The organism is Rhizobium sp. A37_96 (genome assembly GCF_053521765.1).
The window spans coordinates 58,237-73,405 of sequence record NZ_JBNWDS010000005.1 but is presented as its reverse complement, the minus strand read 5'-3'; the positions used below and the strand labels follow the sequence as shown (position 1 = coordinate 73,405).

Genomic DNA, 15,169 nt, shown 5'->3' with positions numbered 1-15,169 from the left:
CCCAACCTTGCCGGTGGCGACGGCGACCCCGCCGGATCGGCTCAGCTTTCGAAATCGCCGAACACGTCCTGCAGCCGGGTCAACAGTTCGACGCGCTCGTCCACCTTGCCGCGAAGAAGGACAATGATGTTGCTCAAGAGCAGGTCCATGACCGCGGTCATCGTCGCGGCTCCATCCCAGAGCGGGCCGTGCGAACCGGGTATGACAAGCGAGATATCCGAGGCCTCCTCCGCCCAGGGGCAGAATTCGTCGGTCAACAGAATGACCTTGACGCCGGCGCGGCGCGCCTCCTCCGCCAAGGGTCTCGCCTTGGACGCGAAGCGCCGGACATCATGGAGAAAAAGCACGCGGCCATCGACCGAGCCATCAAGCAATTCGGAATAAGTGCCGTTGAGGCCATCCATGAAAGCGACGCGTGGCCGGGTATAGGAAAGCTGCGCTGCGAAATACTGCGCAATGCCCCGAACGTTCTGATAGGCGGCGACATAGACCTCGCTCGCCGAGATCAGCGCATCGATCGTCTGCTGCCATTGCGGCGCGGTCGTCAGCTCGTAGATCAGGCCGAGATTGTCGACCTGCTGCTGCAACAGGCCGGCGAGGAATTTGCCATCGCGCAGGTCCTCCTGGAAGCGATCCATGGACCCCTTGACCTGCCAGGCCGGATTGGAACGGCTGCCACGGCGCAGCGCCGCCTTGAGCTCGTCGAGGCCATCGAAGCCAAGCCGCCGCAGATAGCGGCCAACGGTCATCTGCGAAATCTCAAGCCGGGCTGCGATGGACTTGGCCGTCTCGAAGGGAAGTTCGGCGATGTTGCGCTCTATATAGCTGGCAATCAGCTTGTCGGATTTCGACTTGCGCATTTCCGCGCTCTGCACGAGCTTCAGTATCTGCTTCGACACTCTTTCCTCCGGGGAAGCTCCGCCCGGAACCGGGCGGAGTATCGTTTCGAGATATTACTGGGCAGTCTTGACTTTCGTCCATGCACGATCGAACTGGCGCAGGCCGCCGCCGAGATCCTGAAAAATCTGCAGACGCTTCATGGTTTCGTCGGTCGGATTGATTTCCTTGCTATTCTTGATGTTTTCCGGCGTCAATTGGCGGGCCGGAACGTTGGGCGTGCCGTTCGTCTGCTGTGAGACGTTGAGTGCGGCGATGTCGGGACGCGTATAGAACTGCTGGAACTTGATGGCATTGGCCTTGTTGGGGGCCGTCTTCAGCACGCACATGTCTTCCTGATACATGGTCGCGCCTTCTTCCGGAATGACATAGCCGAGATCCTTCGGATTGCCGAAGACGTTGATCATCGAGCCGACGAAGAAGTGAGCCGCGGCAATGTCGCCGGACTCGACCATCGGCCGGGAGTCATAGGTGAAGGCCGCAACATAGGGCTTCATGTCGATGATCGTATCGGCCGCCTGCGAGAGCTCTTCCGGATTGGTCGAATTGACGGAATGGCCGTTGAGCATCAGGCCGACGCCCAGCACTTCGCGCATGTCGTCGAGCAGCGTGAACTTCAGATGCTTGGCCTTGACCGTCGCGACCAGATCCTTCCAGCCGGTGATGTCCTTGCCGAGGACCTTGCGGTTATAAAGAATGCCGACGGTGCCGAAGGCGTACGGCAGGCAATATTCGCCCTTCGGATCGCTCTTGGTGCGCAGGAAGCGCGGGTCGATATTCTTGAAGCCCTCGTAGGTGTTGATGTCGGTCTTCTCGAGCAGGTTGAGCTTGGCCATGATGTCCTGCATGTGCACGGACGGGAAAACGATATCGTAGCCCGTCGCGCCCCCTTGAATCTTGGCAAGCATTTCCTCGTTTGAGGAATAGGTCGAGAGATTGACCTTGATCTTGGTTTCCTCCTCGAATTTCTGGAGGACGGCCGGATTGATGTATTCGCCCCAGTTGTAGATGTTGAGTTCGTCGGCGAGGACTGCGGTGGGCAGCAATGCGGTCAGCGCAAAGAGACCCAGGCGTCTGAAAACGCCTTTCAAAATCATCATTTCTGTTCCCCTTAGTAGGATTATTATCCCTTCGGCGCGTTTGGCTCGGCCTTTGGTGGAAGCTGTAACCGACCGCGTTGAGGGCGTTGACTTCGACGAAAAAATGATATCAACATATCGAAATCACGCAAGAGTTAATTTAATAACATTTCGGGGAACGACGAATGCGAGATGCGATTGTGCGGCTGGCGTCAGCCGCAAAGGCCTTTTCGACTCCAGAGGGTCGTGAGGTCAAGGCACTTGACGGCATCGATCTTGAGATCGACCGCAATGAATTCATTACACTTCTGGGCCCCTCCGGCTGCGGCAAGACCACGTTGCTGCAGGCGATCAGCGGCTTTGTCGAACTTGATGCGGGCCGCATCACCATCGACGGAGAGGACATGACGGATCGGCCGCCTTATCGCCGCCCCGTCAACACGGTCTTCCAGAACTACGCGCTGTTTCCGCACATGAGCGTGGGGGAAAACACCGGCTATGCGCTGGAAGCCGCCGGTGTCGGGAGGGCCGAGCGCACCGACCGGGTACGATCGATTCTGAAAATGGTCGGGCTGGAAGGCATGGAAGGCCGCCTGCCGCGGCAATTGTCGGGCGGCCAGCAGCAGCGTGTCGCACTTGCCCGCGCCATCGTCGCGCGCCCAAAGGTCCTTCTGCTCGATGAACCGCTATCGGCGCTGGACCGCCATCTGCGGGAGACCATGCAGCTCGAACTGAAGAACCTGCAGCACGAACTCGGCATCACCTTCATCTTCGTGACGCACGACCAGCAGGAGGCCCTGACCATGTCCGATCGTGTCGCGGTGCTCGCCGAGGGGCGCATCCAGCAGCTCGATACGCCGCGGCAGATCTACGATCATCCGGCCAATACCTTCGTGGCAAGCTTTATCGGCGCCAGCAACCTGTTCGAAGGCAGCAGCGACGGCCAGAACCTCGTCACCGGCGAAGGCACGGAGATCAGGCATGCCCCGACGACGGAGGCCGCAGGCAGAGGACATGCCGTCGCGCTGATCCGCCCGGAGAACTTCTTTCTCGCCACGTCTGCCGACACCTGCCCGGCCATCGACGTCACGGTGGAACAGATCGTCTATGTCGGCTCGTCCTTCGAGGTCTTCGGCCGGACGACGGGCGGCCGCAGACTCATGGCCCAGATCCCGGCATCGCAGCGCGGCGCAATAGGCCTGCTCGCTGCAGGTCAATCGGCACGCTGGCATTACGATCCCGCAAGCGTCCACCTGATCGCGGCGAAGGAGGCAGCGTGATGAACATCGCTACGCGCCGGCGCCTTCAGCTCGGGCTGCTGCTCGGGCCGGTGACGCTGTTCCTGCTTGTCTTCTTCCTCGTGCCGCTCGGGATCATGGTGGTGACGAGTTTCCTGACGCCGGGCCTCTACGGCGGCGTCGAATGGAGCTTCTATCCCGACAATTTCGGCCGCATTCTCGGTTTCGCCAATCCGGAATTCGAGGAATACGATCCGGTCTATATCGGCATTTTTCTCCGCTCGATCCGCATTGCTGCAATGACGGTTGGGGCAACGCTGCTCGTCTGCTACCCCGCTGCCTTCTACATCAGCCGGCTGCCGGACAAATGGAAGAATTTCTGCCTCTTCCTCATCACGCTGCCGTTCTTTTCAAGCCTGATCGTCCGGCTGTTCGTCTGGGTGATGATCCTGCGTCCCACCGGACTGGTCAACAACGCGCTGATGGCATCGGGCATTATCTCCGCACCGCTGGAGATGATCTATACGGATGGCGCGATCATCCTCGGCATGGTCTATGTCTTCATCCCGTTCATGTTCATGCCGATCTATGCCAGCATCGAGAAGCTGGACTGGCGGCTCGTGCAGGCGTCGCTCGATCTCGGCGCCGGCCCTATCCGGACATTCCTGCGCATCATCCTGCCGCTGACGGCACCGGGGATCGCCGGCGGTTCGGTCATCGTCTTCATCCCCGCGCTCGGCAATTTCGTGGTGCCGGCGGTGCTTGGCGGCGCCAAGGTGATGATGCTCGGCAATCTCATCGAGGGGCAATTTCTCTCGGCGCGCAACTGGCCGTTCGGCTCGGCGCTCGCCATGATGGTGATGGCCGTAATGCTCGTTCTGCTTTTCGCCTATGTCATCCTGTCCGGCCGCCGCAATGCGACCGCAGCGCTGACGGTATAAGGAGAGGGTTCATGAAAATCGCACGCACTCTCTTCAACGGCGGTTTGGCGCTCTACACGCTGCTGTTCTTCGCCTTTATCTATATCCCCCTGGTGCTGATCGCCGTCTATTCGTTCAACGCGAACCCGGTCAACATGATGAGCTGGAGCGGATTCACAACGGATTGGTATGCCCAGGTCTTCGGCTTCAAGACGGCAGTCTCCGAGAATGCGCTCTATATCGAATCGACCGACCAGCTGATCGCCGCCGTCTTCAACAGCCTGAAGATAGCCTTGACGACGACCGTCATTTCGACCTTGCTCGGGACCGCCATGGCGATTGCGCTTCACCGCTTCAATTTCTTCGGCAAGCGCTTCTATCAGGTCGCCATGTTCATGCCGATGCTGATGCCCGATATCGTTCTCGGCATCGCGCTTCTGATCTTCTTCGTCAGCGCGGGGATCCAGCTCGGCCTGATGACCATCATCATCGGCCAATGCACGTTTCTCACCTCCTATGTGTTCATCGTCGTGTCGGCGCGTCTCGCCGGCATGGACCGGACACTGGAAAACGCTTCGGCCGATCTCGGCGCCAACGAGTGGATGACCTTTCGCCGCGTGGTGCTGCCGCAGCTGATGCCCGGCATACTCGGCGGCGCGCTGCTCGCCTTCATCATTTCGATGGATGATCTCGTCATCACCTATTTCATCGCCGGCGTCGATGTGACGACCTTGCCGATGTTCATCTTCGCCATGCTCCGCCGCGGCATCAAACCGGAGATCAATGCGATCGCGGTGATGATGCTGACCTTCTCCTTCCTCGTGGCCTCGCTTGGCCTTTACCTTCGCTCCCGGCAGAAATGACATGACCATAAAAACAAGCACCCGCAAACCGCGCGGCCGCCAGCTCGGCCTTCCCTTCAACGGTCGCACCGGCACGAACAACGCCATCACCGATATCGCCGGCATCGGCGTCGGCTTCCGCACGATCATCGAAAACGAGCCGCGCCCCGGCCGCAAGCGCCCGACGCGGACCGGCGTGACCGCCATCCTGCCGCATATGGACTCGGAGACCCCCGTCCCCGTCTATGCCGGGGTGCATCGCTTCAACGGCAATGGCGAGATGACCGGAACGCACTGGATCGAGGACGGCGGCTATTTCCTGGGGCCCGTCGTCATCACCAATACGCATGGCGTCGGCATGGCGCATCACGCCACGGTCAAATGGATGATCGACCGCTATGCCTCAACCTACCAGACAGACGATTTCCTCTGGATCATGCCCGTCATCGCCGAGACCTATGACGGCGCATTGAACGACATCAACGGACTGCATGTCAGCGAGGCAGACGTACGCGCAGCCCTCGACGGCATTGCCGCCGGGCCGGTTCAGGAAGGCAATTGCGGCGGCGGCACCGGCATGATTACCTACGGCTTCAAGGGCGGCACGGGCACATCGTCCCGGATCGTCGAGTTCGATGGCCGCACCTATACGATCGGCACGCTGGTTCAGGCCAATCACGGCCAGCGCGACTGGCTGACGATCTCGGGCGTGCCAGTCGGCCGGCACATGCGGGACGGCACTCCGCAGAGCCAGCTTCAGGAGCGCGGCTCCATCATCGTCGTCATCGCGACCGACCTGCCGCTTGCCCCGCATCAGCTCAAGCGCCTCGCCCGGCGCGCCGCCATCGGCATCGGCCGCAACGGCACGCCCGGCGGCAACAATTCCGGCGACATCTTCCTGGCATTCTCGACCGCGAACGCCCACCCGATGGCGCACAGGGCCAACGGGCACCTGCCCCTGCAGATCGTCAACGACGAGCCACTCGACCCGGTCTACCTGGCAGCGGTCGATAGCGTCGAGGAAGCCGTCGTCAACGCCATGCTGGCAGCCGAGGATATGGGCGGAACGCCTTACGACCGCTTCCGGATCCAGGCCATTCCCCATGACCGGCTTGCCGAACTCGTCCGTCAATATGGGCGGATGGAAACATAAATCCGCCTTGCCGATCTGATCGATCCGAGGAACCAAGCCGTCCGCGTCGTGCTGTCGCTCACACGCGGACGGCGTTGCTTTCGAACATGCTCGATTGCCGGACAACGGTTTCTTCCAAAAGGGCCTGCAGCCAGTCGGCAAAGACCTGAACGCGACGAGAAAGATGCCGGCGGTGCGGATAGAGCAATGTCATCTGCAGCGGTTCCGCACGATAGTCCGGCATCACCTCGACCAGCTCGCCGGCTTCCAGATGCCGGAGCAGGTCGTAGGCCGGGTTCTGGATCAATCCCAGCCCCGCTACGCAGCAGGCGATATAAGCCTCGGCGCTGTTGACGGTGACGCGCCCGCGCATCGGCAGGCTGCGCAAGACACCATTTTCCATCCATTCCCAAGGCTCGATCCGTCCCGTCGAGGGCGATGCATAGTTCACCGCCCAATGGCGATCGAGATCCGCTGGCGTGTGCAGGGCGCCATGTCGCGACAGATAATCGGGACTGGCGACATTGATGAGCGGCAATTTCCCGATCGGCCGGGCAATGAGGCCTGAATCGACAAGCGGCCCGACGCGCAGCACGCAGTCCACGCTATCCTCGACCAGATTGACGGCCCGATCGGTAACGCCGAGATCCACGTCGATATCCGGAAACTGATCGAGAAATGCCGGCAGCGACGGCGCTATGATCAGCCGGCCGATACGGCCGGGCACGTCGGCCTTCAACTTGCCCGAAGGCTTGGCGTCACTCCGGCGAAACAGGCTCTCCGTCTCTTCGACATCGGCAATGACCCTCAGACAACGGTCATAAAAGGCCGCACCATCCTGTGTCGGCGAGACCCTGCGGGTGCTGCGATGAAGAAGCCGCGCGCCGACGCGCCCCTCCAGTTCGATCACCGCAGCCGAGACCGAGGAGCGCGGCAGACCCAGCGTATCCGCCGCTCGGGTAAAGCTGCTGCATTCGACAACACGCGTAAAAATCCTGAAGAGGTCGATACGATCCAAGCCGGGCCCGCCAATTGTCCGTTATTTCTGACAGATGATGTCAAATTAGCCCGCTTTATCGGCAAATTCCAGACGATACATTGAAGGTCATGAGAGGCAGCACGGTGCTGTCCCGACATGCCAAGGAGGCTCATCCATGACCGACCACTCCATCAAGGGAAAAACCGTCATCATTGCCGGCGGCGCCAAGAACCTCGGCGGCCTGATCGCCCGCGACTTCGCCGCCCACGGCGCAAAGGCCATTGCCATCCACTATAACAGCGCCGCGACAAAGGCCGATGCCGATGCGACGGTGGCGGCAGTGAAGGCCGCCGGCGCGGAAGCAGCCGCATTCCAGGCCAATCTCACCACTGCCGGCGCGGTCGAACAGCTCTTTGCCGAAGCCGTCGCCGCCTTCGGCCGTCCTGACATTGCGATCAACACGGTCGGCAAGGTTCTGAAAAAGCCGATCGTCGACATCTCGGAGGCCGAGTATGACGAGATGAGCGCGGTCAATGCGAAATCGGCATTCTTCTTCCTCAAGGAAGCCGGCAAGTCGCTCAACGACAACGGCAAGGTCTGCACGCTCGTCACATCGCTGCTGGGCGCCTTCACGCCCTTCTATGCGAGCTATGCCGGCACCAAGGCGCCCGTCGAGCATTTCACCCGCGCGGCCGCCAAGGAGTTCGGCGATCGCGGCATCTCGGTGACGGCGATCGGCCCCGGCCCGATGGACACGCCGTTCTTCTACCCCGCGGAAAGTGCCGACGCGCAGGCCTATCACAAGGGGGCGGCCGCGCTTTCCAAATTCTCGAAGACAGGCCTCACCGATATCGAGGATATCGTTCCCTACATCCGCTTCCTCGTCTCAGACGGCTGGTGGATGACCGGTCAGACCATTCTCGTCAACGGCGGCTATACGACGAAATAAGTGGAGCGGGCCGATTTTCGGCCACAACTGTACTGGCTCAGTCCAAGTGTTCCTCAGGCATGGCGGCGCGCAGAGCGCCGCCAAACTCGATTCCAGCGCCCGCTGGCGAATGCGGAAGGCACTATCGTGACCTGAGCTGGGCGATAGACAGCATGAGATCGGCGCTCATGCCAATGCCGGAGCCGCGGGTCAGAATGGCGGAAGCCGGCGATGCCGTGTTCACGCCATTTGCCGCGTCATAGACGGCGGAGAAGCGCTTCAGCAGATGGTCCACCTTGCCGGCATCATGCAAATCCTTGATAGGAAAAAGCTTTTCCAGCATCTTCGCCTGGCGGGTCACATCCATGTTCGACATGGATGTCGGCAGGGAGTAGGTCGTCTTGATCACGTTGTAGAGCGCGGGATCCGACATGATGTCGTAGACGGAATTGACCTGCGACGCCTTGCGCTGGAAATAGAGCGCAAGCCGGACCCCTTCGTTGGAGGCGCCCTCCTGCGTTTCCAGGCTCTGATGAAGATAAAGGTCGTTGGTGGCCAGACGCGCGCCTTTGTTCTGGCCTGATTCGATCTTGGCCGTCGTCAGGTTTCCCTTGGCATCGAAGTTGAAGACGTTCACCATGGCCTTGAACTGCTGGCCGGCCGGCGTGTTCAGAAAGCCTTTGGCATCCTCCGGATCGGCGGCGAAGGCCTTTTTCAACGCGTTCTTGTCGACCGTCTTGGGATCGATGTTGTTTGCAACGAGAATAAACTCCGTCAGCTTCTTGTCGGACAGGAGTTCCTCGACATTTTCGATCTTGGCGATCGACTTGCTGAATTCGGTCGCCGCATCCTTCGCATCCTTGACCGCTTTGTCCCGCATCTCACCGGTCAGCCCGAATGTTTTTGCCTTCGAATAGGCGGAGATGAAGCTGTTGATCGAGGTCTGCGACAGGGCCACCACGGGGTCGCGAAGATTGCCCTTGCTGTCGAAGTTGAATGCCTTGGCGAGCTCGACGAATCTCTCGTCCTTCAGCGAGTTGACATAGCTCTTGCTGTCATAGGGATCGCTTTCCAGGATCTTGCGCAATTGATCGCGCGATACCTCGTTCCGATCGATCCCAAAGGCGCGGAGCGCCATATCTTCTATGGTCGGGAGATCCTTGTTCTTCTTGTCGTTGGCGGCAAAGAAGTCTTCGATCGTCTTGATTCCGCCGACCGCGGTTTTGTAATGGCTCTCGGCATCTTTGAACAAGGCCTGCTTGGCGTCCTTGGCTTTGGTCAGATACTTCGTGGAGATATCGTCGATGGCCTGGGCGGTCTGCGCGGTCTGACCTGCCGGCAGGGATCCGTCGGACGCGAAATTAAAATGGGAAACCATATCCGCCATGCCGGTTATGGCGGCATAGTCGGAATTGGTGAAAGCGAGGTTGAACTGCGCCGGCGTGAGCTTGGAGCTGAGGCCGAAAGCCGACTTTATATAGGAGAACAGCCTGTTATCACCGGTGATCTCGTTGAGCGATGTCACCTCGGTAATCGCCTGGCGGTAATAGTCGTCATTGCTGGTGGCCGCAGTCGGCGTCAGCAGGCTTGGAACCATGCTGTCGTATCGCGAGATCATGCCCGCCTTCTGCTGCGCCGTTTGCGCGGTTGCGGCAGAAAGCGTACCGTCGGCATTGAAATTGAACTGCGAGGCTATGAGCTTATAGGTTGCCTGGGTCGCCGCCGAGGAGAAGTTGCCGGCTGTGTTGACGAAACTGTTCGGATCGTTGATATCGCTGGTAAGGACGGACTTTAGAAACGTCTTCGAAATATGATCCGGATTTATTCCATGCGCCCGCAGGACGTAGTCCCGCATCCGGGTATTGTTGACGATATCGTCCACATTGGACACCTTATCGATCCAGGTATCGTAGAACTTGCTCTCCTTCTTGGCCAACGTCGTCTCGTCGGCGAAGGACTGCTCATAGAGCCCGATGGTATCGCTCTTCTGTGTATCGCTTTGAGCGGCCTGATTCTTTGACTTGCTGCCAAAGTTGAACGCTGCCGCAAACTGCCGGTAGCGACTATCGGTCAACTTGTTTGCAAAGCTGCTCGTATCGCTGAGATCGCTCGTCAGGACCTTCTTCATGAAGGCCTTGGCATAGGTCATGTCTTCAAGACCATAGGCCTTCATCGCATAGCTGTAGAGCTTGTAGTCGCTCAGGAACTCATCGACGTTCTTAACCTTGCCGATGTGCGTGTCATAATACTGTTGGTCACCCTTGACAGCCGCCTGCTTGGCGATGCGCGCAAGCGTCGATGCCATATCCTTTGTCGCGGTCACATAACCGAGATACGTCGAAATCATTGATCGCCCCCACAGCGCAGTTCACCAGTATTCGCCCCATATATACAATCGCAACCAGACCTTGCGCGAAGCTAGATCGGCAATCTACGGGATTCTCTTCGCACAATCCGCGCGACAGGGGAGCGTGATGGGGAAGCTCTCCTTCGTGATTCCTGGAGGTTGCCGGTACCGAGACCGCGAAGAGGAGGTTGGAAATCTGCGCTCAAAATCGATGAGGCCAGACGCTTGCCAGTCACGATTCGGCGGCAGATCGCTGCGGGAGGAACGCAAGCGCAGCCGCTCCGACAAGTCCTGAATTTTGCCCGAGTGCCGCGGAAACGACACCGACATCCCGAAACGCCGGCATGGCACATCGCTCGACATGCGCCTGAATGCCTGCCTGCAACCGATCGAACTGCTGCGAGAGGCCGCCGCCCATGATGACGATTTCCGGACTGAAGATATGGATGAGGCTCGTAAAACCGCGCCCCAGAATATCCGCCTCTTCGTCGACAAGGTCGTTGGCAAGCCGATCGCCACTCTCGGCGGCGGCAAAGACACTGCGGCTGTCGAGCACGTCGCCGATATGCGCAAGCGACGTTTCCTCGCACTCGGCAATCCGTGCGCGCGCCCGTTTGGTAAAGGCGGTTCCGGAGGCATAGGCTTCGAAACATCCCTTGCCTCCGCAGGAGCACACCAATCCGTCGGGGACGATGGACATATGGCCGACATGGCCGGCCATGCCTTTTCGGCCGCGCAAGATCCGCCCGTCCGCGATGACGCCGCCACCAATACCGGTGCTGACCGTGACATAAACGAGATTTCGAAGCCCCAGGCCGGCGCCGAACTGCCATTCACCGATGGCGGCCGCAATGCCGTCGTTTTCGAGGCTCACCGGCAACCGCAGGCGCGTCTGCAGCTCCTCTCGCAAAGGATAGTTCGAAAAACCGCGCAATGTCGGGATGTCGAGAGCGATCCCCAGTTCCGTATCGAGCGGTCCCGGCGCCGACACCCCAAGACCGACGACGGCGGAAGAACCGCAGGCTGAGCGCAATCTCTCCGTAAGACCGCCGATCTGGCCAAGCACGCGATCCGGTCCCGCCTCGGCGTCCGTCCGTTCCTCCAGCCGCTGGTGGATCTTGCCGTGCTCATCGACCAGCGCCGCACGAACCTGCGTTCCGCCCAGATCTATCCCGATTGCAAACCGGCTCACGCGTCACTCCATCTCAAAGGGCGTGCAGCCACGACATTCTTTCCTGCAGCGAGGGAGCGTTGAAGGCCAGCGAGCCGAGGACGACCGTTTCGGCACCCGCCTGGCGAAGCAGCGGAACCGTGTGTTCGCGGATGCCGCCGTCCGCGGCGAGAACGATCCGGTGCGTTGCGCCCGACGTATCGATGAGATGCTTGGCCTCCCGCAGCCGATCGCCCGCTTTTTCGTCCAGTCCCTGCCCCTTGACGCCGATGGCGGTGCCGAGCAGCGTCAGGAAATCAAGGCGCGGGACGTATTTCGCAGCCTGTGACACAGGCGTTTCGACCTTGAGCACCATGCCCGCCGCAACGTCGCGACGATCCAGCAGATCCAGCGCCGCATCGGCGACGGCCTCGTTCTCGAGATGGATGCTGATCAGGTCGCTGCCTGCATCGGCAAACTGCTCGATCTGCGACAGAAGGATATTGTCGGCAGCCATCAGATGAACATGGATCGGGCGCGACGAGATCTTCCGGATACCGGCAACCAGATCAGGGAAGAACAGCATTGCGGGTGCGAAGTGACCGTCGGCGACGTCGACGTGGAGAACGTCGACATAGGGATCGACCCTGGCAAGATCGTCGGCGAGACGCAAAAGGTCCGCGGACCAGACGGAAAATTCACCGATCAGGCGATCCTTGGGAAGATTGGCAATCCAGTTTCTGGAGGGATTAGTCATTGTCTTTCAAGTCCTTGAGAAAATCGCCCATCGCCTTGCGGAAATCGGCAATATAGTTCGAACGGCTTTCAGCCTTGGATGCAATCTTCACGAGGCGCGCGCCTGGAATCTGCTCCGCCAGATGCCGGGCATAGGCGAGCGGATGGATGACATCGCGGTCATGTCCGATCACCAGCGTCGGCATCGATATCCGCAGCACCTCGGCCTCGGTAACACCAGGCCCGTCGCCGGAAATCGCCGTCAGCAATGCTGCCGTGACATCATGAGGCATCCGCGAAAAGAAGCCCAGCAGCGAAGCCAGATTGTCGGGAGCCTCGGTGGCCAACCGCTGGCCTATGCTACCGGCGAGAAACGCCTCTTTGGCCTCCTCCGACGCGCGCTCCCGCAGGAGGCGTCCGACCTCCGCATTGGGGGCCATGTTTTCCGGAGCGGACCGGGTTAGCCAGGCGGGCCGGGCAATGACGAGGGCCTTGACCAGATCGGGGCGCTTGATCGCCAGACGCAGCGAAATCGCCGCGCCCATGGAGATGCCGCCGAGCACGACCGGGGCGGCGAGATACGTCTCGATGTAAGACGCCACATCGTCGGCGAAGGTGGCGATGGAGAAGCGCTCCGGATTACCGGCCTCAGACCGGCCATGCCCCCTTGCCTCGATCGTTATGCGACGAAAGCCCGCTTCGGTCGGAAAAACCTCCTCCGTCTGCCGCGCGTCGCCGCACAGGCCATGCTGGAAGACGACCGGAGCGCCGGTCCCCGTCCCATCGACATTCAGCAGGGTTCCATCATTGGTCTCAAAAGACTGAGTACCGCTCATGGTTTTCCTCCCGCCGACCCCTCCGCAAGGATTCCGTGAAGAAACGTCGCAACGCCGGCGGCTTCCTCCGCCCGAAGACCATGGGTCACCAGACTGCCGTCAAAGCCGATCTGCTTCAACCGGCCGAGATAGTGGGGATAATCAAGAACGCCCTTGCCGGCCGTCGTGAAGCTGCCGTCGGGATTGCGATCCTTTGCATGGGCCATCACGATACGATCGGCCAGAAGATCGATGGCAGCCGACACGGTGCTTCTCTGCTCGTCCAGCGAGGCAATCTCAAAGAGGTTGGCCGGGTCCATGACGATCTTCAGCCTGGGGTTCTTGAGCTCGCCGATCAGGCGATACGCCTTTTCCGCAGAATTGACGACATTGGCCAGTTCCGGCTCGATGCCGAGATCGACGCCGTATCGCTCCGCAATCCCTGTGGCGATCTCCATCGCCTGCAGCAGGTCACGCCACGCGTCGGGCAGATCGTTGCCGGGGTGCGCCCGCCATTGATCGACGGGATCGCGCGTGCCGGTGCAGAGCGTGATCAGCCCGGTCGACATCCCGGCGCAATGCCTGGCAAGCTCCTCCAGCCTCCGGTGTCCGGCCTCGCGCACGGCAATATCGGGATGGATCATGTTATAAGTGCCGGAAACGGCCACAAGCTCGACCTGTGCGTCCGCTGCGGCCGCGCTAACCGCATGCGCTTGTTCCGTGCTGATGGTGTCGGGCATCGGAGCCAGACCCGAGCAGGCCATGTTGTATTGCGCGCAGGCAAAACCGGCATCGGCGACGGATTTGAGCACCGCCGCAGGCTCGATCCCTTCGAAGGTCTTGGCGAAGATACCGAGCTTCATCATACACCGCCCGTCACGTCGGCGAGCGCAACCGCCTTGCCGCTTTCGACCGAGCGCGCGATTGCAATCATCGCCTGCACCGAGGCAAGACCGTCGTCGATATCGGCGCCTTCCATGGCGGCACCATCGAGAATGGTCCGGGCAAAGCCTTCCACCTGCCGGCGATAGAAGTGGCCGTCGGCGCCGAGGATACGATGCGTCATGCCATCGGCCTCCCGGAAGATGTCGACTTCGCTCGTCTTGTAATACCAGGGATTATAGGTCTTTCCGAGGATGCTGCCGTTCTTGCCGTAGATCTGGAAGCCTTCGTGCCAGTCCATCCGCACCTGCACGGTGAGGTCGAGATGGCCGAGCGTGCCGGAGGCGAATTCGACATTGACGAACCAGCACCAGATGCCGGCGCGTTCCGACAGGCGGGCATCGACAGAAACGATGTCCCCGGCGAAATAGCGCGCGGTGTCGATCAGATGGCAGCCATGCGCCAGCATATAGTAGCGGCGCAGATCCGCCTTCGGATTGACGGACGGCTTGCGGGCGTTGGCGCTGCTGACGATCAGCGGCTGGACGGCATCGGTCATCGGATAACGATGGGTGCTGTCGCAATACCACGCCTTGAGCGCGATCATCTCACCCATTTCATCCCGGATGAAAGACTTGGCGGCCTGCAGCCCCGCGTCGAAACGCTTCATATGGCCGACCTGAAACGTCTTTCCCGCCCTTTCGACGGCAGCCTTCAGCTCGAGGCATTCCTCGACGGTGACGGCCACCGGCTTTTCGCACAGCACATGCTTGCCGGCTTCCAGAGCCTTGATGGAAGCAGGCACATGGAAGGCATCGGCCGTCGCGATGATGACGGCATCGAGATTCGCGTCGGCCAGCATCCTGTCATAGTCGGCGTAAGTCTTCTCGGCGCCATGGGTGATCGCCATTCGCTCGCGCAGATCGTCGGCCACGTCGCAGATCGCGTAGAGATCGGCATTTGCCGCCTTGGTGCAGCTTTCGAAATGCGCCGCCTGGGCGATCTGGCCGGCCCCGAGGACACCGATGCGAAGGCGTCTTTCGTCTTTTGCTGGCATCAATATTTCCTTCATTTCCGCGACAACCGTCAGACACTCGTCCAAGCGTCGGCAGAACGGCTTACCAATGGAGGAAATACAATCCGGAGACCTCCCACTCCCCGGCTGGGAAATGGATGATCGCGAACGACGCCTGCTTCCTCCTCGCCGGCACCGTCATCAGTTCTT

14 protein-coding genes are annotated in these 15,169 nt (G+C 60.4%); 5 read left to right on the top strand and 9 right to left on the bottom strand.

Annotated elements, in window-relative coordinates; all coding sequences use genetic code 11:
• Positions 1-41: 41 nt before the first annotated feature.
• Positions 42-899 carry a MurR/RpiR family transcriptional regulator gene (locus ACQZ6J_RS15955; RefSeq protein ID WP_163992491.1) on the bottom strand — a complete coding sequence of 286 codons (858 nt, stop codon included), beginning with the start codon at positions 897-899 and terminating at the stop codon, positions 42-44.
• Between the two features lie 54 nt (positions 900-953).
• The gene (locus ACQZ6J_RS15950; RefSeq protein ID WP_163992489.1) at positions 954-1,997 is read right to left on the bottom strand and encodes a polyamine ABC transporter substrate-binding protein; all 1,044 of its coding nucleotides are present in this window, start codon (positions 1,995-1,997) and stop codon (positions 954-956) included.
• Between the two features lie 164 nt (positions 1,998-2,161).
• On the opposite strand from ACQZ6J_RS15950, the gene ACQZ6J_RS15945 reads away from it, so the two are divergent.
• Genes ACQZ6J_RS15945 through ACQZ6J_RS15930 form a run of 4 tightly spaced genes read left to right on the top strand, consistent with a single transcriptional unit; the run spans position 2,162 to position 6,129 of the window.
• Entirely contained in the window at positions 2,162-3,256 is a 1,095-nt protein-coding gene (locus ACQZ6J_RS15945; protein ID WP_449084773.1) for an ABC transporter ATP-binding protein, read from the top strand.
• The gene (locus ACQZ6J_RS15940; protein ID WP_163992485.1) at positions 3,256-4,155 is read left to right on the top strand and encodes an ABC transporter permease; all 900 of its coding nucleotides are present in this window, start codon (positions 3,256-3,258) and stop codon (positions 4,153-4,155) included. Before ACQZ6J_RS15945 ends, ACQZ6J_RS15940 begins: the two co-directional genes overlap by 1 nt.
• Before the next feature lie 11 nt (positions 4,156-4,166).
• Positions 4,167-4,997, top strand: coding sequence for an ABC transporter permease (locus ACQZ6J_RS15935; RefSeq protein WP_163992483.1), 831 nt, complete (start codon positions 4,167-4,169; stop codon positions 4,995-4,997).
• A 1-nt stretch (position 4,998) separates the two neighbouring features.
• Positions 4,999-6,129 carry a DmpA family aminopeptidase gene (locus ACQZ6J_RS15930; protein ID WP_449084772.1) on the top strand — a complete coding sequence of 377 codons (1,131 nt, stop codon included), beginning with the start codon at positions 4,999-5,001 and terminating at the stop codon, positions 6,127-6,129.
• A 58-nt stretch (positions 6,130-6,187) separates the two neighbouring features.
• Here ACQZ6J_RS15930 and ACQZ6J_RS15925 read toward each other — a convergent pair whose 3' ends face one another.
• Positions 6,188-7,126 (bottom strand): LysR family transcriptional regulator, encoded by a 939-nt coding sequence (locus ACQZ6J_RS15925; protein WP_449084771.1) that lies wholly within the window; start codon positions 7,124-7,126, stop codon positions 6,188-6,190.
• A 136-nt stretch (positions 7,127-7,262) separates the two neighbouring features.
• Between ACQZ6J_RS15925 and ACQZ6J_RS15920 the strand changes: the two genes are divergently transcribed.
• The gene (locus ACQZ6J_RS15920) at positions 7,263-8,036 is read left to right on the top strand and encodes an SDR family oxidoreductase (RefSeq protein WP_449084770.1); all 774 of its coding nucleotides are present in this window, start codon (positions 7,263-7,265) and stop codon (positions 8,034-8,036) included.
• Positions 8,037-8,157: 121 nt separating this feature from the next.
• Here the strand turns inward: ACQZ6J_RS15920 and ACQZ6J_RS15915 are convergent, their stop codons facing one another.
• The 6 genes from ACQZ6J_RS15915 to ACQZ6J_RS15890 form a co-directional block, all read right to left on the bottom strand.
• Positions 8,158-10,362 (bottom strand): DUF1217 domain-containing protein, encoded by a 2,205-nt coding sequence (locus tag ACQZ6J_RS15915; protein WP_449084769.1) that lies wholly within the window; start codon positions 10,360-10,362, stop codon positions 8,158-8,160.
• Positions 10,363-10,594: 232 nt separating this feature from the next.
• Positions 10,595-11,554, bottom strand: a complete 960-nt coding sequence (locus tag ACQZ6J_RS15910; protein ID WP_449084768.1) for an ROK family protein — start codon at positions 11,552-11,554, stop codon at positions 10,595-10,597.
• Positions 11,555-11,567: 13 nt separating this feature from the next.
• Positions 11,568-12,269, bottom strand: coding sequence for a ribulose-phosphate 3-epimerase (locus ACQZ6J_RS15905; RefSeq protein WP_449084767.1), 702 nt, complete (start codon positions 12,267-12,269; stop codon positions 11,568-11,570).
• Positions 12,262-13,083, bottom strand: coding sequence for an alpha/beta fold hydrolase (locus ACQZ6J_RS15900; RefSeq protein WP_449084766.1), 822 nt, complete (start codon positions 13,081-13,083; stop codon positions 12,262-12,264). Before ACQZ6J_RS15900 ends, ACQZ6J_RS15905 begins: the two co-directional genes overlap by 8 nt.
• Positions 13,080-13,925, bottom strand: coding sequence for a sugar phosphate isomerase/epimerase family protein (locus ACQZ6J_RS15895; protein ID WP_449084765.1), 846 nt, complete (start codon positions 13,923-13,925; stop codon positions 13,080-13,082). The genes ACQZ6J_RS15900 and ACQZ6J_RS15895 overlap by 4 nt, the downstream gene beginning before the upstream one ends.
• Entirely contained in the window at positions 13,925-15,001 is a 1,077-nt protein-coding gene (locus tag ACQZ6J_RS15890; RefSeq protein ID WP_449084764.1) for a Gfo/Idh/MocA family protein, read from the bottom strand. Before ACQZ6J_RS15890 ends, ACQZ6J_RS15895 begins: the two co-directional genes overlap by 1 nt.
• Positions 15,002-15,169: the final 168 nt, after the last annotated feature.

What these genes read in the sequence shown, in the direction of transcription:
- ACQZ6J_RS15950 (WP_163992489.1), bottom strand. Translation starts at nt 1,997, where the DNA reads ATGATGATTTTGAAAGGCGTTTTCAGACGCCTGGGTCTCTTTGCGCTG.
- ACQZ6J_RS15945 (WP_449084773.1), top strand. Translation starts at nt 2,162, where the DNA reads ATGCGAGATGCGATTGTGCGGCTGGCGTCAGCCGCAAAGGCCTTTTCG.
- ACQZ6J_RS15935 (WP_163992483.1), top strand. Translation starts at nt 4,167, where the DNA reads ATGAAAATCGCACGCACTCTCTTCAACGGCGGTTTGGCGCTCTACACG.
- ACQZ6J_RS15920 (WP_449084770.1), top strand. Translation starts at nt 7,263, where the DNA reads ATGACCGACCACTCCATCAAGGGAAAAACCGTCATCATTGCCGGCGGC.
- ACQZ6J_RS15890 (WP_449084764.1), bottom strand. Translation starts at nt 15,001, where the DNA reads ATGCCAGCAAAAGACGAAAGACGCCTTCGCATCGGTGTCCTCGGGGCC.
- ACQZ6J_RS15930 (WP_449084772.1), top strand. Translation starts at nt 4,999, where the DNA reads ATGACCATAAAAACAAGCACCCGCAAACCGCGCGGCCGCCAGCTCGGC.
- ACQZ6J_RS15905 (WP_449084767.1), bottom strand. Translation starts at nt 12,269, where the DNA reads ATGACTAATCCCTCCAGAAACTGGATTGCCAATCTTCCCAAGGATCGC.
- ACQZ6J_RS15915 (WP_449084769.1), bottom strand. Translation starts at nt 10,362, where the DNA reads ATGATTTCGACGTATCTCGGTTATGTGACCGCGACAAAGGATATGGCA.
- ACQZ6J_RS15940 (WP_163992485.1), top strand. Translation starts at nt 3,256, where the DNA reads ATGAACATCGCTACGCGCCGGCGCCTTCAGCTCGGGCTGCTGCTCGGG.
- ACQZ6J_RS15895 (WP_449084765.1), bottom strand. Translation starts at nt 13,925, where the DNA reads ATGAAGCTCGGTATCTTCGCCAAGACCTTCGAAGGGATCGAGCCTGCG.
- ACQZ6J_RS15900 (WP_449084766.1), bottom strand. Translation starts at nt 13,083, where the DNA reads ATGAGCGGTACTCAGTCTTTTGAGACCAATGATGGAACCCTGCTGAAT.